Annotated in this window: 18 protein-coding genes; 1 reads left to right on the plus strand and 17 read right to left on the minus strand. The window is 44.7% G+C overall.

Features of this window, described 5'->3' with window-relative positions:
* Nucleotides 1-9 precede the first annotated feature (9 nt).
* The 15 genes from JL57_RS32100 to JL57_RS32165 all read right to left on the minus strand — a co-directional run bounded on the left by JL57_RS32100 (nucleotide 10) and on the right by JL57_RS32165 (nucleotide 16683).
* Entirely contained in the window at nucleotides 10-1854 is a 1845-nt protein-coding gene (locus tag JL57_RS32100; RefSeq protein ID WP_366557145.1) for an FAD-dependent oxidoreductase, read from the minus strand.
* A 400-nt stretch (nucleotides 1855-2254) separates the two neighbouring features.
* Nucleotides 2255-3535: an NAD(P)/FAD-dependent oxidoreductase gene (locus JL57_RS32105; protein ID WP_034145931.1), complete on the minus strand. Its 1281-nt coding sequence runs from the start codon at nucleotides 3533-3535 to the stop codon at nucleotides 2255-2257.
* Between the two features lie 28 nt (nucleotides 3536-3563).
* Complete coding sequence (locus tag JL57_RS32110; RefSeq protein WP_034145932.1) at nucleotides 3564-4745, minus strand: aldehyde ferredoxin oxidoreductase C-terminal domain-containing protein; 1182 nt, start codon at nucleotides 4743-4745, stop codon at nucleotides 3564-3566.
* Between the two features lie 35 nt (nucleotides 4746-4780).
* Complete coding sequence (locus JL57_RS32115) at nucleotides 4781-5527, minus strand: aldehyde ferredoxin oxidoreductase N-terminal domain-containing protein (protein ID WP_291300843.1); 747 nt, start codon at nucleotides 5525-5527, stop codon at nucleotides 4781-4783.
* A gap of 66 nt (nucleotides 5528-5593) precedes the next feature.
* Nucleotides 5594-6124: a 4Fe-4S dicluster domain-containing protein gene (locus JL57_RS32120; RefSeq protein WP_291300844.1), complete on the minus strand. Its 531-nt coding sequence runs from the start codon at nucleotides 6122-6124 to the stop codon at nucleotides 5594-5596.
* Between the two features lie 30 nt (nucleotides 6125-6154).
* Nucleotides 6155-6238: an acyl-CoA dehydrogenase family protein gene (locus JL57_RS36760; RefSeq protein WP_366557146.1), complete on the minus strand. Its 84-nt coding sequence runs from the start codon at nucleotides 6236-6238 to the stop codon at nucleotides 6155-6157.
* A complete protein-coding gene (locus tag JL57_RS32125) occupies nucleotides 6231-7592 on the minus strand; it encodes a hydantoinase B/oxoprolinase family protein (RefSeq protein WP_291300845.1) in 1362 nt (453 codons plus the stop codon). Before JL57_RS32125 ends, JL57_RS36760 begins: the two co-directional genes overlap by 8 nt.
* Complete coding sequence (locus JL57_RS32130) at nucleotides 7593-9656, minus strand: hydantoinase/oxoprolinase family protein (RefSeq protein WP_291300846.1); 2064 nt, start codon at nucleotides 9654-9656, stop codon at nucleotides 7593-7595.
* A gap of 29 nt (nucleotides 9657-9685) precedes the next feature.
* A complete protein-coding gene (gene sucD, locus JL57_RS32135; protein ID WP_034145933.1) occupies nucleotides 9686-10555 on the minus strand; it encodes a succinate--CoA ligase subunit alpha in 870 nt (289 codons plus the stop codon).
* 1 nt (nucleotide 10556) lies between these two features.
* Nucleotides 10557-11705: an ATP-grasp domain-containing protein gene (locus tag JL57_RS32140; RefSeq protein ID WP_291300847.1), complete on the minus strand. Its 1149-nt coding sequence runs from the start codon at nucleotides 11703-11705 to the stop codon at nucleotides 10557-10559.
* A complete protein-coding gene (locus tag JL57_RS32145) occupies nucleotides 11702-12130 on the minus strand; it encodes a cobalamin B12-binding domain-containing protein (RefSeq protein ID WP_034145934.1) in 429 nt (142 codons plus the stop codon). Before JL57_RS32145 ends, JL57_RS32140 begins: the two co-directional genes overlap by 4 nt.
* A 12-nt stretch (nucleotides 12131-12142) precedes the next feature.
* Nucleotides 12143-13798 carry a methylmalonyl-CoA mutase gene (locus JL57_RS32150; RefSeq protein ID WP_034145935.1) on the minus strand — a complete coding sequence of 552 codons (1656 nt, stop codon included), beginning with the start codon at nucleotides 13796-13798 and terminating at the stop codon, nucleotides 12143-12145.
* A gap of 53 nt (nucleotides 13799-13851) precedes the next feature.
* Nucleotides 13852-14640 carry a CoA-transferase gene (locus JL57_RS32155; protein ID WP_291300851.1) on the minus strand — a complete coding sequence of 263 codons (789 nt, stop codon included), beginning with the start codon at nucleotides 14638-14640 and terminating at the stop codon, nucleotides 13852-13854.
* Nucleotides 14641-14651: 11 nt separating this feature from the next.
* A complete protein-coding gene (locus tag JL57_RS32160; protein WP_034145937.1) occupies nucleotides 14652-15545 on the minus strand; it encodes a CoA transferase subunit A in 894 nt (297 codons plus the stop codon).
* Nucleotides 15546-16209: 664 nt separating this feature from the next.
* Nucleotides 16210-16683 (minus strand): hypothetical protein, encoded by a 474-nt coding sequence (locus JL57_RS32165; RefSeq protein WP_034145938.1) that lies wholly within the window; start codon nucleotides 16681-16683, stop codon nucleotides 16210-16212.
* Between the two features lie 753 nt (nucleotides 16684-17436).
* On the opposite strand from JL57_RS32165, the gene JL57_RS32170 reads away from it, so the two are divergent.
* On the plus strand, nucleotides 17437-17784 hold the full coding sequence (locus JL57_RS32170; protein WP_291300848.1) for a glutaredoxin family protein: 348 nt from the start codon (nucleotides 17437-17439) through the stop codon (nucleotides 17782-17784).
* 542 nt (nucleotides 17785-18326) lie between these two features.
* Here the strand turns inward: JL57_RS32170 and JL57_RS32175 are convergent.
* Together JL57_RS32175 and JL57_RS32185 are read right to left on the minus strand one after the other, a co-directional pair.
* The gene (locus JL57_RS32175) at nucleotides 18327-19712 is read right to left on the minus strand and encodes a PLP-dependent aminotransferase family protein (protein ID WP_034145951.1); all 1386 of its coding nucleotides are present in this window, start codon (nucleotides 19710-19712) and stop codon (nucleotides 18327-18329) included.
* Between the two features lie 321 nt (nucleotides 19713-20033).
* The coding region (locus JL57_RS32185) for a hypothetical protein (protein WP_291300849.1) at nucleotides 20034-20294 on the minus strand (261 nt) is incomplete at its 5' end.

A 20294-nucleotide genomic window follows, 5' to 3' on the forward strand; every position in this document is an offset into this window, starting at 1 on the left:
ATCTCTCATCTAAATCCGTACGCCTAAGCGATATCCCTCATGAATTGCCTGTAAAAGTCCCCTGGGAACTAAGGCATCACCAATCCCATGTAACTCATCCACCATAAATTCAAACTCTTGGAACAACTCTTGATTTGGCTTTCTGGGTGAGGCAACAATCACCGTATCTGCCTCGACAAAAATCTCTTCCCCTTTGTCATTGACGACAGTTACTCCACCTGCTCCGATTTTTAGCGGTCTACAAAGAGTTAAGGTCCTTATTTTCAGTTGGTCTATCCAAGAGGAATGCCGCCATTTCCAAGTGGGGATGACATCTCCTGCAATACGTTTTTCCTTTTCCACAATGGTGACTTCTTTACCCTCCTGGGTAAGGCCTTCCGCCAAGGTCAAACCAATCTTGCCTCCCCCTAATACGACCACCTTTTGCCCCACTTTAACCTTTCCTCTAGCAACATCGGCAGCCAATACCAATACTCCTTCTTGTTCCGGTACCGGGATGGCACTCATATCAACTCCAGCTCCCACGGCAAGCACTGCGACATCATATTGATGAAGAACACTTCTCATAAGCTTGGGGTTTACATCGGTATTGAGATTGACCTTGATTCCTAACTTATCGAGCATCGTTTTATAATAGGATATTTGGCTTTGGAGGTCCTCTTTATTGGCAATGTCATAGGCTGCATAGCCTACAAGACCACCACCAATGCTGTCACCCTTATCATAAATTGTAACATCATGCCCTCGCTTAGTTGCGGTTATTGCACACTCAATCCCTGCCGGTCCTGCTCCGACAATCATAATCTTCTTTTTAACCACAGCCGGAGTAATATGGTATTCCGGTTCAACTTCATGGCCTAAGGCAGGATTATTGGTACAGAGATAAGGTAGATCTCTAAATAGTCGGGCCAGACAATTCATACAGCCTAAGCAATGTTTTGCCTCATCCAGGCGATCCTCAGCAGCTTTATGCAAAAGTTCCGGCTCGGCAAGCATTGGGCGACAAACTTCCCAATAGTCGAATTCGCCATCGGCAATGTTCTGATTGGCCATCACTGGATTAGGCAACCGTACCCCGAAGGTTATCGGTATATTCGGTAAAAGTTTTTTGGCCCTGATGGCTAGACGGTTCCAGTGACCGGGAGGAACATCTCGCCCGATGGAAGATTCCGGTGCTTCTTGCCACCCGACGGTTACACTGATCATATCTACTCCGGCATCACCGGCTATCTTCATGAGTTCAAAACATTCATCCTCTGTGTTACCACCATGGGCGTCCATAAGTTCGGCCCCATTGAGGCGGACGATTAAAGGATGATCATCCCCTTGGGCTTCTTTGATAGCGTAGATCAGTTCCCGCATGAAGCGACCCCTGTTTTCTACTGAACCACCGTATTCATCCGTCCTGCGGTTAGTAAACTTGGAATTAAAGTTCGCTAATAGATAACCCATAAAACTAGTGATTTCCGTGCCGTCAAAACCAGCCTTAATCGCCCGTTTAGCTGCTTCTGCATGTTGGGTTACCATGGCTTTAATTTGTTCTTTAGTTACTTCCCGGGGCTGACGGAAATGGGGTAGGGTTTGAGGTACTACCGAGGGTTGGACACAATAACCTAGGTCAATTCCCCCATACCTGCCAGCATGCAAAATCTGCTGAATGGCCACTGCTCCGTTATCATGGATATAACCCGCGATTTGTTCAAATTGGGGCAAAAACTTATCATCGAACAAAGCAATTTGACGAAAATACGATTTCCCTTCCCCTAAAGGATCTGGATAGGCACCTTGGTTCGTAATAATCCCACAACCCGTTCCCGCAATAACTTTATCTCGGGCGAGTTCCCTGGGAGTTATAACACCATCACGGGTGTTGTAATTGGAGACTCAACAAGCTCCGTACTTAACTCTATTTTTCGTGGTGTATTTGCCAATCTTCCCAGGTTGAAATAAATAACTTAACTTTTCTTCGCCTGGCTTTTTCATAAAATCGCACCCCCATTATAATTGTTGTTTATTCACTTTTCAGACTTCTTTGAACCGTATTTAATGCAAATATCATGCCAACTCCAGAGTCGCTGAAACAATGAGTTCTCTATAACATCTGGTGCAAAAATGCGACGCTAACTTGTATTTTAGAGCCGAAGGCACTCATTCTCCGCAAGCGCACCGGCTGTTGCATTAATACAACAACCGGTGCGATTATGCGACAACTGGACTATTCAATAATTTTCTCTTACAATGCAAAAATTGGCCTTTAGGCTCCCACTTGACTTAGATTCATATATCGGCCAAGGATTCGATACTGCCAGGGATAGGGGGAATTAAATTGCTGTACAGTTTTCCAATTTTCCCGCAGGTCCGCTAAATCATCTTGACGCCACATAGCACCTAATAATATCCCCGCCTGCTGGGTCAGCTTCTGCCCAATTAACTGCGCTCCGACCAGCTTGCCCTGATAGATTATCAATCTGTAATAATCTGACCCATAAAATCCTTCAATTACTTCGGCATTCTCCGGGTCAGAGAAAGTGCTTAACGTCTTGCCCAGGGATATCCCGTGAGTACTAAAATAGTGAGCTCTGGTAAAATTCCAGCTACCGCGATAATTCCCCGGTATACCTATACAGCTTTGGGCGATTACTGCTGCCTGTTCAATAGCGTTATGCCGCAATAAGAAGAGTGAACTTTCCCCGCTGAAGGCATCCTTAGCCTCGACACAATCTCCGCAGGCATAGACATCCGGAACGTTCGTCATCATCTGATCATTAACCTTAATCCCCCGGGTCTTGCCAATTGAGATCCCGGCACGTACAGCTAACTCATTAGAGGGTAATACTCCGGTAGCCAGAACAACGGTGTCACAGGAAAGTTTCCGTTTATCGGTGATTACTCCACTGACGTGAGTATCACCAATAATCTGCAACACCTTTTCATTGGTTAAAACACTAATGCCATTGGCCTGTAGACCCTCAGCCATTAATTGGGCAGGGCCTTCGTCAAATACCTTCGGCATGATCCACGCCAGCAATTCCACCAGATAAACCTCATAACCTTTTTTCCTTAAGGCCTCGCTCACCTCAATGCCGATCAGCCCTGAACCGATAATTACTGCGCTTCTCCCTTGATGTGCAGCTAATTGATCAGCCTCTAGTAAGGACTTACAACCTAATACCCCGACTTTATTAATTCCTTCAATTCTTGGCATGATTGATTTTCCACCTGTAGCAATCACCAGCTTGTCATACCCTAGTTCAGCATGGTTCTCCAGATATAACTTCTTATTAATTGTATCAATATCCGTTACTTTATGTCCTAAGAGAAGGTTGATCTTATGATCGGCAGAATTTTCCCCGCCTCTAAGGAAAACTGCCTGCCTAGGTACGTCATTGCTAACATAATAAGGAAGCGAACCAGGATCATAAGAATGACAAGTCTCCTCTGAAATTATCGTAACCTTGCATTGCAGATCATGTTTTCGAATGCTAGAAGCGACAGCATTTCCTGCAATTCCATTGCCTATAATCACAATATGCATGTCTGCACTCCTTACTTTTCGACCATCTTTACTCCTTATTGACATCTGACTTGTATAAAGTTCGTCCTGCTTCCAGATCCGGAATTATTTGTTCTAACCCGAGTTCACGTAACTTATCCGCAGAAATAAAACCATCTTCATCCCAATTATGATATTTGTAGTATTCTGATTGGGCCCAAGCCCATTCAGCCCTATCAAGTTTAAACCCTTTATACGGACCATCAACAACTCCCTCTTCAAAAAACCGTTCAATATGAGTATCATCCTGGCGGGCGCTGCCTTCCCTGTTCCAATGTGCTCTTTCAATAGTTACGACGCGCTCTGCAGTCAAGAATATTTCATCATCTGAAAGATCGGTTCCGGTAATTAAGCGTAACAAGGGTGCATAGGCCTCTTTCCATGTTCCGGCACCACCCCAGGAACCGATAGCCTGACAGCAACAGCCTACCAAGTCGGCTACACATTTATTTTTTTCCGACCAGGTGCACAATTTCGGTTTGGTAGTCATGGTGTACAACTCTTTTGGGAACTCACTCCAGAATTCAGTCGTTAATTCTGGTCCTAGTACTTCGGCAACCTGATCCGGACGTGACATGGCGCAACCCTGAAACTCTAAACATGAGTAGTTCTTTAAATGGTCTGAGCCCCTGGTGGACATAGCATAACCTAAGCTAAATCCTAAGCTAAATCCTAAGGTAATTCGGGGATCCACACTAATGTGTTCTAAGCCCCGACAGTGGGGAACTACATCCAGGCCAACGCCCATTTTTTCCGCCGCTCGAATATTGCCCTCGGCCAGAATATCCCCAAATCCCTGCCTAGAGGAAATCATCTCTAATACCTTCATTGAAGTTTCACAATCACCCCAGGCGAAGGGAATGCCCCCAGTGTCTTTTTCTGAGAGATACCCTTTTTCGAAACACTCCATCGTCCAGGAAAGGGCAGCCCCTGCGGAAACACTATCCATACCAAACTCATTAACCATGCCGCACATGACATTGACTGCGTCAACATCCTTAGTGTCAATTCTTGGCCCCAAATTACAAACGCTTTCCATTTCAGGCCCACCACAATTAAATCCGGCATATTTGCCTTCTTTGATATACGTATAGCGACCGCACCCTACCGGGCAAGACCAACACGCTTTTCTCCGAAATAGGTACTTATCAGCCCAGGCATACCCGCCGTAGGTTTTTTCAATATCCGGCATATAACCTGTTGAGGCATTCTTATGGGCATTGATCCCTATTGCGTTGTGCGTCTGATAGCTGAAGGTGAATTATGGATCTTCTCTCGAAGTTCCCAAGATGCTTTAGCAAACTTTTCCGGCTCAGCCACGGTAATTGCTTTAGTCCCCCGAACGGCAATCGCTTTTAAATTTTTTGATCCCATGACTGCCCCCATACCAGTTCGACCGGCTGCGGCACTATACGTATTAATGATACAGGCAAACCGCACCAAGTTTTCTCCGGCAGGACCGATTAAGGCAACTTTTATATCTGGATCGCCTAAGTCATTCACAATGCGGGTAGTAGCTTCTTTAATTTTCATTCCCCAAAGATGGCTGGCATCCCTAATCTCGATTTTATCATCATCAATCCAAAGGTATACCGGCTTGTCGGCCTTACCTTTGATAATAATTTGGTCATAGCCTGCATATTTCACGGCTGGGCCAAAATGCCCGCCCATATTGGTATCTCCATGAGCATGAGTATCGGAACCTCTACTAGTGCAGGTCATTGGTGAACGAGCACTGACTGTAGTTCTGCCGGATAAAGGGGCAAATGACCCTACCAAAGCCCCTACTCCAAAACACAGCGGATTGGCAGGATCAAATGGATCCATACCAGCCCAGGTCTCACTGTAAAGCACTTCGGAATTCAACCCTCTACCGCCGATCCATTTTTTCAGATATTCAGGTGATAGCTTTTCAATGACAGTTTTGTTTTCAGTCAGATCAACCCGTAATCTTCTACCCATCCATCCATTCATAACACAGCAGCCTCCTTTATTAATCGGCCATCCCATGCAGTCGTCATCAAATGTAGATAATCACAATTAAGCGAAACTGAATCCTGAAGTTTTTTCGTCTTTGCTACCTTGCAACTTATACTCTTCTTTTAAAATTGCGGCAAATTTTCTCGCCATGTTATTCGATGTTTGATATTTAGGCATGAATTTTAAAGCCTCGTTCATCGTACAGGCCCGTACACACCAGGGTTCTTCAATCCCTCCACAATGATCGCAAGTCATTGTCTTGCCGTTTTCCGGGTTTACAACCGGTGCCCCCATAAAACAGGAATAAGTACAGGCTCTGCAGCCAATACAGGCTTCTTCATTCGTGACGACTGCCCCAGACGCTAATCGCATCCGTGCGCCCATCGGACATACCTTCATACAGGTTGCATCTTCACAAGACTGACAGGTTATGGGGATAAAGGTATTCACTTCACGGAATTCCTGAATGCGAATTCTTGATAATAACGGACTGCATTTACCATAATGTTGCATTGAACAAGCCATCTCACAACTATGACAGCCGACGCATTTATCGGGATCAATAACGATCACCTTTTCGCTTGTCTTCATTTCAACTCTCCTTTATCTTCAAATTGCGTGTCAATGTAACAATTCTTTAGCAATAACAATGCGCTGAATTTGGTTAGTTCCTTCATAAATTTGCATGATCTTAGCATCACGCATATACTTTTCTACCGGGTAATCTCTTGTATAGCCATACCCGCTTAAATATCTGAACTGCGTCTGTGCTTACTTCCATGGCAATATCGGCAGCATAACATTTACTCATGGCTGATTCTTTAGTATAAGGTAACCCTTTGGCCATCAGATAACCTGCCTTGTAAACGAGAAGGCGCGCTGTTTCAACCTTCATCGCCATATCAGCCAAGATCATCTGAACAGCCTGCTGCTGTACAATGGGTTTCCCAAATTGAATACGTTCTTTAGCATAATTTACCGAGGCTTCTAAGGCAGCTTGAGCTATACCTAAGGCCATGGCCCCTGTGGTTGGACGAGCTTTATTCAAGGTTTCCATGGCCAGCTTAAAGCCCGCCCCTTCACCGCTGATTAGGTTTTCAACCAGTACTTCTACATCTTCGAAGATTACTTCACAAGTCGTCGAAGCACGCAAGCCCATTTTTCTTTCCTTGCGTCCTATGGTCACCCCCGGAGTATTACTCTCAAAAACTAAGGTACTGATCGTACTGTGCCCCTTAGCGGTGCCAGATTGACAAAAGACCGTCAGAAACGATGCTACATTAGCACTGGTTATGAATTGCTTGCGACCATTAATAATGTACTTATTACCATCTTTGCGGGCTATTGTGGACAGACTTGCTACATCTGAGCCAGCTCCCGGCTCTGTTAAACAAAAGGAAGCATATAAGCCTTCTTCAGCTATAGGACGCAAAAACCGTTGTTTCTGTTCTTCATTGCCCCCGATTAAGATGGGATAGGTTGCCAGTGAGTTGCAGGATGAACTTGTGGCTACCGCTGAACATCCTCGGGCAATTTCTTCAGTTATAATCAAAGCCGTCAGAGGATCGATTCCCGAGCCGCCGTACTCTTCAGGGATATTCAAATTGGTAAAACCTTGCTGATAAATTTCCGTCAACCCGCCTGCTACCCCACCCGGAGCTGCTCCCCCCATGTCTGACTGATGGGCAATGGCCCCAACATAGCCGACTAGATTACCACCAAAAAAGACCGGAGCCATGGTTTGAATATCCATGATATGTTGACCGCCCAGATAAGGGTCATTGGAAATCACCACGTCTCCTTCTTGTAAGGTACCCGGTGGAAAACGCTTAATTAACTCTACCATGGTGATTTCAAAGCCTGTCAATAGCATTGGAGCATGATGAGCCTGTGCTATAGTATGTCCCTGGGCATCAAAGATGGCACAGGTGATATCCATAACCTCTTTGATGATCGTGGAACGGGAAGTGCGGACCAGGGTATAACCCATTTCGTCAGCAATTTGCTCCAAGGCATAACGAACCACTTGCATGGTCACCTGATCAATAACTACGCCCATTTAAAATCCCTCCCCAACCGTAATGATGAGATTCTGCCACTGGTCTACCATTAACTTGTTTCTAGGCGGCAAGACTGTTGCTGAGATCTTTTCCTCAATCACAGCTGGACCATAGATGATGCTCCCCTGGGGCAGACGGACTCTTTCATAGACTTGCGTGCTTACAAAACCGCTTTCGGCAAAGTACACCAATCTCTCACCCTTGAGGGCACCCTCTAGAGTAGTAGCCTGATCGTTAACTTCTGAGATCTGAATGGGTGGTGTTTTACCTAGTTCTGTAACCCTGACATTCATAAGCTGTACCTTTTCTGCCGCGTCACTAAAAGCATACAAGCGCTTATGAAGTTCGTGAAAACTATCTGCGGCAACTTGGATGTCAGCAAACCCTATAATCTCCCGGCGCTCAAAGGGCACGTTTAACTCATAGGATTGGCCCATATACCTGAGATCCATCGACCATGACAATTCTTGGTTTTCCTTGCTAAAGCCTTCGTCAGATAACTGAATCTCACCCTTGCTTTCCATATCTCGATAAAATGCTCTAATGCTGGAATAATCGATCTCAGTCATTTCTTTGGCTACCGTCCGAACATAATCATGGCGGGCATCGGCCACCAGTAAACCTAAGGCCGAAAGATTCCCTGCCAGTGCCGGAATAATGACTTTCTTAATTCCTAAGTCTTGGGCCAGCTCCGAGACATGTAAGCCGCCAGCTCCACCAAAGGCGACGAGTGCAAACTCCCGCACATCATAGCCCTTCTCCACTGAATTTACACCGATCCCTTTGGCCATATTTGCGTTGACAATTTTGATCAACCCGGCGGCAGTCTGCTCAACACTTAATCCTAGGGGGACCGCTAAATGTTCCTCGATTGCTTGCAGGGCCTTGGCTGTATCCAAGGTTATTTCTCCACCTAAGAAATAATCTGGGTTGAGGCGGCCTAAAACAAGGTTGGCATCCGTCACTGTGGGTTTAACCCCGCCTCTACCATAACAGGCTGGTCCAGGATTAGCCCCTGCACTTTGAGGTCCAACGTTAATCGCCCACCACGGTCCCTCTAAGCAATACTTCCGCCACCCGCCCCGATGGGCATCAATGGCTATTATGGGGATCTTGACTGGGTAGCCTTCAAATTTAGTATCTGAACTTATTTTAGGTACTCCATCATCAATTAGACTGATATCAAAACTTGTGCCACCCATATCTACATTAATGATTTGTTGTACTCCCGTTAAATTACCAATAAAAGCTCCGGCTATGGCTCCACCGGCAGGACCAGAATTAACCGTGGCGATGGCTAGTTTTTCAGCGGCATCTGCTGTGACTGTGCCGCCGCTGGCCTGCATAATGCGCAGATTAACCTCGCCGTATTTTTCCTTCAGTTTGTTGCGAAGAATAGAAATATATCTATTCATAATCGGTTGCAGGTAAGCATTCATCACGGTTGTTGAGGTACGTTCAAATTCGCGAAATTCTGGGGCAATCTCGGAAGACAGGGATACATAAGCCTCTGGAAATAATTCATGACACAAAACGCCGATCCGCTGTTCATGCAAAGGATTCAAAAATGAAAACAAGGTCGAAACCGCGATGGCTTCAACACCTTCACTTTTCAGAGCTAAGATAGCCTTAATCGCATCCGCTTCAGTTAAAGGTCTTAAGATCTGACCTTGGGCATCGACTCGTTCCTCAACTTCTAACCGTAGATGACGAGGTACTAAGGGCAAGGGATTATCGACCCAAAAATCATATAAGCCATTGCTAGGTCGCTGGATACGTCCGATTTCTAAGACATCGGCGAAACCTTTCGTGGTAATTAGTCCTGTTTTGGCCCCTTTGTGTTCAATAATCGCATTAGTTCCAATCGTAGTCCCATGAACTATGTAGTCCACCTGCTTCATACTAACCTGGGCAAGGTTTAAGATCTTCTCCAAACCCTCCATAACACCTTCCCATAAGACGCCTGGCGTAGTAGATGCCTTAACGTATAGAGTCCTTCCGGTCGAATCATCGACTAAGACAAAATCTGTAAAGGTACCCCCAACATCGATTCCGATTCTCATCTACATCTTCACCCCATTTATTTAATAGTTTATCGTAGACAATGACTGACCTTTTGTACCAACCCTTGAATTGTCGTAGCAACCTCGACCCCAGCCTGAGCCAAAGCCAGAACTTTTGCCGCATAATCGCCCTTTCCTCCAGTGATGATGGCCCCGGCGTGTCCCATTTGTTTGCCTAATGGGGCGGTTTTACCCAAAATTATCGCAACTACCGGCTTGCTAATTTGAGTACGAATGAACTGAGCCGCCTCTTCTTCACTGGTTCGTCCAATTTCGCCAATTAAGACAATAACCTGGGTCTGGGGGTCATTCTCGAACAAAGTCAACACGGTCTCATAATTGACTCCAGAAATAGGATCTCCGCCAATTCCCAAAGCTGTGGACTGTCCCAAACCAGCTTTGGTTAAAGCATCCGCCACTAAGTAGGAGAAGGTTCCGCTCCGGGCGACGATTCCTACCGGACCGGGTTTATAAATATGTCCCGGCATAAAACCTACTACCCCACAGCCCGGACTGATTATTCCCGGACTATTGGGACCAATCATGAGGGCTTTTTTTTCGATTAACTGTTTCTTGATTAAGATGGTGTCTTTAACCGGTACACCTTCTACCAAACATATAAGGGTCTTTAGCCCGGCCTCTAATGCTTCCAGAACAGCATCTTTGACAAAAGGAGCAGGCACCAATATGCCACTGATTGTTGCTCCATGTTCAGTAACGGCGGTTAGTACATCATCATAGATCCGTAGATTGTTGACAATGTTCCCTCCCTTTCCAGGAGTAACCCCTGCTACAATATTTGTACCGTAAGCCAGCATAACGCCTGAGTGAAAGGAACCAAAATTCCCTGTCATTCCTTGAATTATTACTCTAGTACCTTGTTGTAGGATGATCGCCACTTTAAACCCCTTCCCTTCCCATACCCGTGACCACTGCTTTAACAGCTAACGCAAAGTCAGACAGGACAGTCACATCGGCCAGTGGGTTCTGTCGCAGAATCAGACTTCCTTCCTCTTCCAACCGTCCACGCAATGAGACAAAAATGGGCTTTCCACCATGTCGCCCTTCTCGGACAGCCTCGACAATTTTTGTGGCTACGACATCACACCGAGGTCCGCCAGCAAATACATTGATCAGAATGCGCTCTACTTGAGGATTTTGAGCTAAGATTTCTAGAGAATCAGCAATTCCATTGCGCAAAATTCTTTCGCCAGTATCCAGGAAATTGGCAGGCTTTCCGCCTAAGCGAACAATCTCATCCATACTGAACTTGGTCAAACCAGCGCCATTGCTAATCAACCCGATATTGCCCTCCAATTCCACATAGGACAAGCCAACTTCCTTAGCCTGTCGTTCGCGGCTATCAAACACTACTTCTTGCAAGTTCTGCTGACGAAAATGGGCATTGCTATCCACACTCAGCTTGGCATCTAGGGCTACAAGCTTCCCTGAAGTGGTAATGGCCAAAGGATTAATTTCTAAGAGTTCCAAATCACACTGCCAATAAATTTCCCAAGCCTTAGACAGGATCTGGCTTAAAGCTGCTTTCCCCTCAGCGTTCAAAGCTAAATCGGCTAACATCCGACGCAGCTGGAAGGTTCCCAGACCGTACCTGGGATCCACGTGTTCTTGGTGTAGGACCTCCGGTCGGTTGTGGAGCAGCTCTTCCACTTCCATCCCCCCTGCTTCGCTGAAAAGAATCAGGGGTTCAAACCACGGGGTAGACGTATCCGTCAAGATACTAAAATACAATTCTTTTTCAACTGTGAGGATCTTTTCGACTAAAAGACCCGCCGGCTTAAAATCATAATAGCTTCGTTGGAACATACTTTCTGCCACAGCCAAGCCTTCGCGGGCGTTTTGGACTTTCTGAATTCCGCCTCCTAGGCCCCGACGCCCACTGGGGATTTGGACTTTCAAAATAGCCTGACCGCCCAATTTATCACACGCTTCAGCAACCTCTGCAGCTGATGTACAGAAATGTCCCCGCGGCACTGCAATGCCATATTGTTGTAACAACTCTTTGCCTTGATATTCTAATAACTTCATCCCGCACCATCCGCAATTAAAGCCTTAGAGTTCATGAATTGATCAATATAGTCGATTACTTCTTGGGGTGAACTACCTGAAAACACTCTTTCTACACCCATTTCCAATAAAAGGGGTATATCTTGCCCCGGAATATTGCCACCAATGAGAACCTTAATATCTTGGGCACCCGCTTGGCGTAGGCCGGCGATAATCTTACGGGTGTAGCCGAGATGAGCACCAGATAATATGCTCAGTCCCAAAATATCCACGTCTTCATCACTAGCAGCAGTCACGATGGTTTCCACTCTCTGATGCAGACCAGTATAAATTACCTCCATGCCGGCATCCATGAGAGCCTTAGCCATCACCTTTGCTCCACGGTCGTGTCCGTCCAGGCCGGGCTTAGCAATCAGCACCCGGAGAGTTTTTTTTCTTTCAAGCATCGTTAGCCCTCCCTAAAAAACTTGCGTGGGTTCTTGGAATTCACCAAAAACTTCCCGTAGAACACTGCACATCTCTCCTAAAGTACAATAACTTTGAACTGCCTCCAAAGTTGCAGGAAATATGTTCTCGCCGCTTTGTGCTGTCAAACGCAATTGTGAAAGAGTTTTCGTGACATTTTCAGTATTTCGTTGGGCCTTAACCTGGCGTAAAGATTCCTTTTGTTCCTCAACCTGGTCATGTTTCCATGCATGTAGTCCTTCTGGCTTTTCTTCCTGGATGACATATTTGTTAACTCCAACCACGATTTTTTGTCCCTTTTCAATGGCACGCGCTGTCTCCACGGCTTTTTGCAGGATTTTCCTTTGAATCATTCCCTCTTCAATGGCTTTAACGATTCCTCCAGACGCTTGGATTTCAGCCATAGCCGCCAGAATGTTTTCTTCCATAGCATCACTCAAACCTTCGATATAATATGAACCACCTAGGGGGTCCGCAGTATCTGCCACTCCTGACTCATCCGCCACAATTTGTTGGGTCCGTAAGGCGGTTAAGGTTGCCTTCTCTGAGGGGATGGCATGCCCTTCATCTTTGGTATTGACAGTTAAAGCCTGCCCTCCTCCTAGAACGATAGCCAGAGTTTCAATAGTGCCACGCACAATATTGTTCTCAGGTTGTTGAGCGGTATAAGTACTGCCGCTAGTACCAGCAAAGAACAACATCTTCCAGGATTTTGGGTCCATAGCCGCATAGTGTTCGCGCAGCAATTTAGCCCAAATCCGCCGAGCAGCTCTGAATTTAGCGACTTCTTCAAATAAATTCATATGGGCGGAGAAGTTAAAACTAATCCGGGAAGCAAAATCATCAATTTTTAGCCCTCTCGCTAAAGCTTCATCAATATAAGCCATAGCATTCAGGAAGGCATAGGCTATTTCCTGAACTGCGTCTGCCCCAGTTTCCCGGATGTGGTATCCACAAACACTGACAGGTACAAACTTGGGCATCTCTTGAGAGCAAAATTCAAACGTGTCAGCAATCATCCGTAAGGCTGGACGGGGTGGAAAAATAAAGGCTCCGCGGGAAAAATACTCTTTTAAGATGTCATTCTGCACCGTACCTGTCAGTTTAGCGCGTGGCACGCCTTGTTTCTCACCCACTGCGAGATACATTGCTAAAATGATCGGGGTTATGGCATTAATTGTAAAAGAGGTACTGATTTGATCTAAGGGAATATCCTTGAATAACAATTCCATATCCGCTAGGGAGTCGATGGCCACACCAACTCTGCCCACCTCGTCCTCGATCTCCGAATCATCCGAATCGTAACCCATTTGCGTCGGCAAATCGAAAGCTACACTCAAACCTGTGACTCCTTGCTGATAAAGATATTTATTGCGTTCATTGCTTTCTTTGGCTGTTGCATAACCTGAATACTGGCGCATGGTCCATATCTTGCTGCGGTACATTAAGGGATAAACCCCTCTGGTAAAAGGGTACTCCCCGGGCAACCCGATTTTATCCAGATATTCCGCATCTGATTGTTCCAGCGGTGTATACAATGGTTTAATGGCTATTCCACTATCCGTCGCTATTTTTGGATGATGATCCACTCCATTTTTCAGATACCATTGATGTACAGAATCTCTTAAATTCTTAGGTGCATCCCCCATCAACAACTACTCCTTCCTCCGAGTGTACTGTCTTGTACTTCATATTGGACGATTTAATTTTCCGGACTGTTCCTGAGGTAACCTTTTAGGTCTACTCTAAGACGTAAAATCTCGAGTTCATTATCACTAGGGGGTTCACATTCTTCTAACTGTTCTGGAACGATAAGTTGGAAGCCAGTACTTTGGATTAGGTCTGTCATTGTTGTGCCAGGTAAAAGATGTTTTAAGCGCATGTGCTTACTGTCTTCGTCAAAATCCATAATCGCTTTGGGAGTTATCACGTATTTCGGTCCTGAACCTGGGAGCCCTAGCTTACTCCTGCTATCAGCTCCTCCGCTCCCCCAACCATACGCGGAAATAAAATCGCAACTGGGGACTAAGGTTCTCGGTGAGTGATCGTTGCTATAGATAAAGAACTTTTTACAATTAGCCATCACGGTTGATGTCCCCACACTACCCGGACCACGAAATTTTAAATTGTTATAATCATCGCCGATACCAATTAAATTGGTATTGCCATAGCGATCAATTTGAAGGCCACCGGCGAAACATAAATCCATACGTCTAATCCCGTAAATTAGTTGTTCCACAGACATCACCCCATCGGCCCAACGCGCCACACTGGGGTTGGCTACTTGGCCTAAATCCGGGAAGCTATCAATATCTGCTAAATTTACGAAATAGCTTAACACATTGATCTTGGCATCGGGGGCATGGGTCATCTGGGCTAATAAAACCCCTGCAGCGGTCACAGGCAAATTGGTACCGAGGGATATATAATCCTCATTGTTGATTTGCCGAGCTATAAACACGGCAGCAGTTTCCTTGGCTGTAGCCTGCATTTTCACAAGCATTAGACCCCCTCTCCCAAGCTAAATAATCTATCTAACCCCACTATACTTAGGTAGTCAGTGTGTCCCCCAGGGTTGTCAAGATATTTAGTCACAAAGTCCTCAAATAATCCTGGCTGCCCTTTAACACAGGCCTTAGCCACCCGCACATATTCCTTAAGAAATTCGGCGTCGACCCGATAATGGTTTTGAGAAGCCATAGGATGAGCGCCATAGGGTGCCAGAACCACAGCATCCACAAATTCACAGGTTAAGGAAGTATTTTCCGAGTGGCGTCGGATCTCTTCTGAAGAAACAATCCTTTCCACTTGGACAATAACCTTCTTACCGGCCTGGGCCAGAAGCTGATCGACAAAGGTCGCTCCCAGATGTTGTACATTGCCGTAACAATCGGCTTGGCTGGCGTGAAGTAAGACTACATCCATTTCTAAAGGCGGAACCGCGAATAAAGGTGGACCACCGAAGGGGTCCTCAACATAGCGTAAGGTTGGATTCAGGCTTGGTATCGAGGTACCAACTACCCCTCGTGTAGGGATAAACGGTAAAGCCATAGCATGAGCGCGCAACCCAGCTACCAGAGTCCCTAGATCCGTCTCTTGGACGGCAAACCGTTTTCCTGCCCAACCGCTGTGAAAGGGACCCAGAGGTGCGATAGCTTCAGCTCCAAGATATGGAGTGATTAATTTCTCAACCAACCCTAGTCCCAAGAGCATATCCACCTCCATGCTGGAAGGTGGAGCAATGATCGTCAAATCTCGTCTGCGCAAGCGCATAATCTCTCGGAGCAAAGCCATAGGCTTATTGGTGGTTACAAATCCACCAATTCCAACCTTGTCTCCATCCTTTACCATGGCAGCCGCTTCAGGGAGAGAAATCAACAGCTGTTGACGCGACATAACCAATCTCCTCTCTTATTTATCTATTTATCTTAATTTTCTGACTAATTATAGTTTACTGATCCCTTCTTTCGTTGTATATGGATTAATCAACGAAAATCATTTCTTCACTTAGGTAAAATCTACGAAGGTATCAGTGAACGGCAAAAACTTAACCGTCTGAAGATCGGGTTTTGAAACAATCTTTCTATATCTTTCACAGTAAGGTAGCCAACCACCGATTAGGTGATCTTTTGAGTGAAATGGACAGTAATTCTCACAGAATTCTCACAGTAAATCACAGGGCCATTCACATGGAGTAAATTCAACAAAAAGGTGGCTCACAGCTTTAAATTGCTGGAGCCACACATATAACCATTTGTGGTGTATTGGCCTATCTCCCTGAGCCCGTTTTGTACACGCGTAATTTTTACCTTTTCTACCAGTCCTTGACCACTATTTATAATTTGGCGCCAGCCTCATAGATTGTTTTACGTACAAAGTGCCAAAAATACGTCTGCTTGGCTAATGTTATCATTCTCACCTCACTTAAGAAACCTAATCCCAACAACCCTTCAAGCCGTCGGGTGCCTTAATTTTACCGAGTAGCTATCTAAATATTAGGACATTAAATTAGGCTCAGCGTGAAAATTACGCTGAGCCTTTAACATATTACTTAGTTATTCTAAGCAGCGCCTCTGCCCATTCCACCCCTTGAGCCTCCTCCATTACGTTGCCCCATACCTTGGCCATTTCCCAGACCCATTCCTTGACCTTGACCAAATCCTGCTTCCATGCTCTTTCCTATGGCTGCGCTTCCTGATCCGTCACAAATCGCTTGATTCGTCACTAGTGCGTTGTAAATTGCATCTGCTTGTTCTTGAGTGAGGTTACCATCGGCGACCCTTTGGTCAAGGATTGCTTTCTTTTGCTCAAGAGTCTCAGCTTTGAACTCATCTAACTTGCCAGCCTCTTTGGCTATTGATCCATAAGTTATCCCTGTTGTTCTTTGTGCGGTAACTTGTTCGACTGTTTGACCTGTTAAACTTGCTGTGATTTCTGCTGGAGTCTGACCTGTTAATGCTGCGAAGGCGGTTCCTGTCACCCCTAAGATTCCTACGATAGTGGCGACTGCGATGTAAGATTTAAAGTTTTTCATTTGTTAATACACTCCTTTATGTTTGTTTCTTTTATCGGATTATAGTAAAAGTGTAAGTCATAAGTATGTCAAAAGTTTGAAACAATTATGTCATTATGTTTCAAGTTCAAAATTTATCCGTCAACAGCAAAAGAAATGAATCTAACTTTTCACAATAAAAATCCCCTCACTAGGAGGGGTATAGGAAAAAAGGAGGTGTAAAATGAAAAGAAGGTCAATATTTCAACCGCTAAACTAGCGGATTGTTATCTCTGTTTTTTATCATAATATATAATTGTAACCAGTTTATGACCTTTGTATGGAGAATATGTGAAGCTTAATAATGAGAAAGAAGTATGCCTTTATTGCTTAAAGGATTATCCCTTAGGTTTATGATGTCGGTAGCATCAAACGGCGGATTGACATACAAGAGAACCCGATTTATAATTAGTTATACCCCTAAGGGGTATAACTGTCCTTTAGTAAGGAAGCGAAACATCATACCGATACTAAGGTATGACCTGCTCTGCCAGGAATGCGGAGAGAAATTCTCTGTATACTGCAGTGTATCCGCCAAAAGGAAAGCAGACGTGTTGCGCTATCAAAGTCCTAGATCTGCCAGCGGTTTAGTGCAGTCAATATCGGTACTAGTAAAAGTGGCGGCACCGTCAGCAGTGGGGTCTACACAGCCTTCGGGTTTTGGGATGTTGAAAAAACCTTGTAGGCAATAAGAATTCTGTTGAGCATACGCAAAAGAGAAAGGAGTATGTTTCTATGAAGAACGTCATCATATTCACCACACAAACCTGACCGCATTGTTATACAGCGAAGAAGTTTCTTTCGCAGCATAAGATTCATTTTGTGGAAAAAGATATCAACCGTGATGAGCAGGCCCGCGCGGAGTTAATCCGCAGAAATGTCAGCGGGGTTCCTTCTTTTCTGATTGGGGATGAGTTAGTAGTCGGATTCGATCAGGCACGAATTCTACAGCAAGTCGATCATCGGGTCATTGAATGCGAAAAATGCAAGACTAAGATGCGAGTTCCTATTAATAAAGGGACACCCCAGGTGACTTGTCCGAAATGTTCGTATTGCTTTAATACTACGCCGGAGAAAATTTAAACTGGTTAAGAGGAAACCCGCTCAATGCAGCGGGTTTTTTTACTTGACATAGTAATCTGCTATTATACGAATATTTAACAAATATACAACATTCATTCCGTATCCTTCAGAATATTAAGCCAAGAACAAACGGTAGCGACAATTTGACGGCAATATCTATAATGGGCTTTTCATAATTAACTATTCTATAATCGAATAAACTTCTGTGAAGGCACCAAGTCCTAACCCCCAAAGTGTAAGTGCACTGTGGAGTAGATATTTGGGTAGCTACGCTGATTGCTAATGCGTGGTTGCCAACCATATGTTAATTGTTTTATCACGATAAAAAGACAATCGTTCTCTCAAACCCGCTTACACCAAGGCTTTCACTCAACACCGATATAGCACTATCAAGCACTCCACGTGCCCTGTCACGCCAAAAGAGCTATATTTCATATAGTCACATTACCGTTACCAAGGTGCGTGGGGTGCTTGATAGGCCTGGATAGCAAACACATTGTGTGCTCGAAATGACGGCAGAGCAAACACTTGACAACACAAAATTATATAATTATTGTCTGATTCTCATAGCCCTTATGCAAAACGCATTTAAGAATACTAAGCCCTTTTTCCAACTCTACTATCGTATCTGGTCCAGAAAGAGAGATTCGAATAGCCGAAGGTGCCAAACTACTCCCAACCGCAAATTTTTCTGCACAAAATACTTGAACACCTGCTTCGCGGGCAAACAGTTCAAATTCTCTCCCCTGCCATCCAGCTGGGAGAAATAGCCACTGAAAGAAACCACAGGGTCTACTTACTACATCGTATTTGTGTAGCATTTTTAGTGCCAACTCATTTCTTATACGTGCTTCCTCCCGTTTACCCTCCATGATGGTCTCAGCCTTCCCTGTTGTTATCAAACGAGTCACTAATTCTGCAGTAATCGGTGAAGCCATCCATGTTGTATTTAACAACCCTTTTTCAATTAACTCAATATAAGCTTCTGGTACTCGCACAAAAGAAATCCGAAATCCGGGTCCAAGGAGTTTTGAAGTGCCCCCTATATAAATTCCCTGTCTAGGAACATAAGCAGATATGGGAACACTTTCAAGATTACCTGTATAACCATATGTATCATCCTCGATCAAAAGTAGATTATACTTCGTTACAATATCTGCAATCTGCTCTCTACATTCTTGTGTCATAGCACGGGTTGTTGGATTTTGGACTTCGGGCATTAGATAGATACCCTTAATTCCCTCATTTTTGCAAGCGTTTAATAGTCCTTGTGGACTCATGCCGTCATTAGTCATTTCGATAGGGACTAGTCGAAGACCAAGTAAGGCTGCTAGGGTTTTTATCCCTGGGTAAGTTAAGGAATCAACTGCAATTCGATCTCCAGGATCAAACAATGTTAGCAAACAAATGGCTAATGCATTTTGAGAACCAGGTGTAATGAGAATCTCCTCAGCTGAGGCATTGATCTTAAAACGTTTAAGCCATTCCGCGCCAATAGCCCTATGATTTAAATGCCCCGCTGGGTCAGAGTATCTGATTAACCTTTCCATATCCATGTCTCGAAGTGAATCTTTAACCATCCTAGAAGTAACTCTATCAATTACGTAGAGGGGTAGTACTTGCCCCATTTCAATTATATTCAATGTTTTATCCTGACTTATCAGAGATAACGATACTTTAACATCAGCAGCTACGAACGTTCCACGCCCTACTACTCCAGAAATCAGTCCCTTCAGCTCACAAACGCGAAGAGCTCTTGTTACTGTACTTAAATTTACTCCAATGCGTTCCGCCAGTTCCCTTTGAGGAGGTAATTTCTCACCAGGTTTTAATATACCTAAATTAATGTCTGACTCCAAAGCGTCTGCTAATGCAATGTATAAAGATTTGTTACCTATCTCTAATGTTGGATTCCATTCATTAGACATTATTATCACCTCAAAAAAACATTGTTCTGCATACAATGATACCATTGACCTCCATACAATTCAAACGTACAATTAAGATTATTAGATCCCATATTCGGCACCCCTGGGGGTACCTTCAAATATTTTGAGCACCGACAGGTAAAATGGTAGTTGATCCGGCTAACTTTGATCATCCAGAAGGTAAAGCTGGATTTATCTTCTGGATGATCAATATAGTCGTTACTCTGTACAAACACACTTTCAGGAATCGAATAGAAAGCAAGCCGAGGGTAATATCGGATAAATTCCGCATATTGACAAATCGCGCGACCAGGCCCGGTATCAAAACTCTATAAGCTCATCCACGGTCATACCCATAAATTCAAGAAATGTTGTCATTTGCAAGTGACAAAACGTACTGATAAAAATCAAATGGTACATTCCTGCTTCGTTCTCAATGAAACCTTGATGTCGAAATTCCTCAATCAAGAATCTTGTCGTAATGTTTTGCTGGAGTTTTCGCCCGCCGCGTCCCACGCGTGGCAACTCCTCCACTTTGTATTCTTTTATGCCCTTACGCAGTTTGTATTGAATCATGGCACG

Source organism: Desulfosporosinus sp. BICA1-9, from assembly GCF_000802135.1.

Coding starts and splice junctions, on each gene's coding strand:
- JL57_RS32105 (WP_034145931.1), bottom strand. CDS start 3,535: ATGCATATTGTGATTATAGGCAATGGAATTGCAGGAAATGCTGTCGCT.
- JL57_RS32110 (WP_034145932.1), bottom strand. CDS start 4,745: ATGCCGGATATTGAAAAAACCTACGGCGGGTATGCCTGGGCTGATAAG.
- JL57_RS32115 (WP_291300843.1), bottom strand. CDS start 5,527: ATGAATGGATGGATGGGTAGAAGATTACGGGTTGATCTGACTGAAAAC.
- JL57_RS32120 (WP_291300844.1), bottom strand. CDS start 6,124: ATGAAGACAAGCGAAAAGGTGATCGTTATTGATCCCGATAAATGCGTC.
- JL57_RS36760 (WP_366557146.1), bottom strand. CDS start 6,238: ATGCGTGATGCTAAGATCATGCAAATTTATGAAGGAACTAACCAAATT.
- JL57_RS32125 (WP_291300845.1), bottom strand. CDS start 7,592: ATGGGCGTAGTTATTGATCAGGTGACCATGCAAGTGGTTCGTTATGCC.
- JL57_RS32130 (WP_291300846.1), bottom strand. CDS start 9,656: ATGAGAATCGGAATCGATGTTGGGGGTACCTTTACAGATTTTGTCTTA.
- JL57_RS32140 (WP_291300847.1), bottom strand. CDS start 11,705: ATGAAGTTATTAGAATATCAAGGCAAAGAGTTGTTACAACAATATGGC.
- JL57_RS32145 (WP_034145934.1), bottom strand. CDS start 12,130: ATGCTTGAAAGAAAAAAAACTCTCCGGGTGCTGATTGCTAAGCCCGGC.
- JL57_RS32150 (WP_034145935.1), bottom strand. CDS start 13,798: ATGGGGGATGCACCTAAGAATTTAAGAGATTCTGTACATCAATGGTAT.
- JL57_RS32155 (WP_291300851.1), bottom strand. CDS start 14,640: ATGCAGGCTACAGCCAAGGAAACTGCTGCCGTGTTTATAGCTCGGCAA.
- JL57_RS32160 (WP_034145937.1), bottom strand. CDS start 15,545: ATGTCGCGTCAACAGCTGTTGATTTCTCTCCCTGAAGCGGCTGCCATG.
- JL57_RS32165 (WP_034145938.1), bottom strand. CDS start 16,683: ATGAAAAACTTTAAATCTTACATCGCAGTCGCCACTATCGTAGGAATC.
- JL57_RS32175 (WP_034145951.1), bottom strand. CDS start 19,712: ATGTCTAATGAATGGAATCCAACATTAGAGATAGGTAACAAATCTTTA.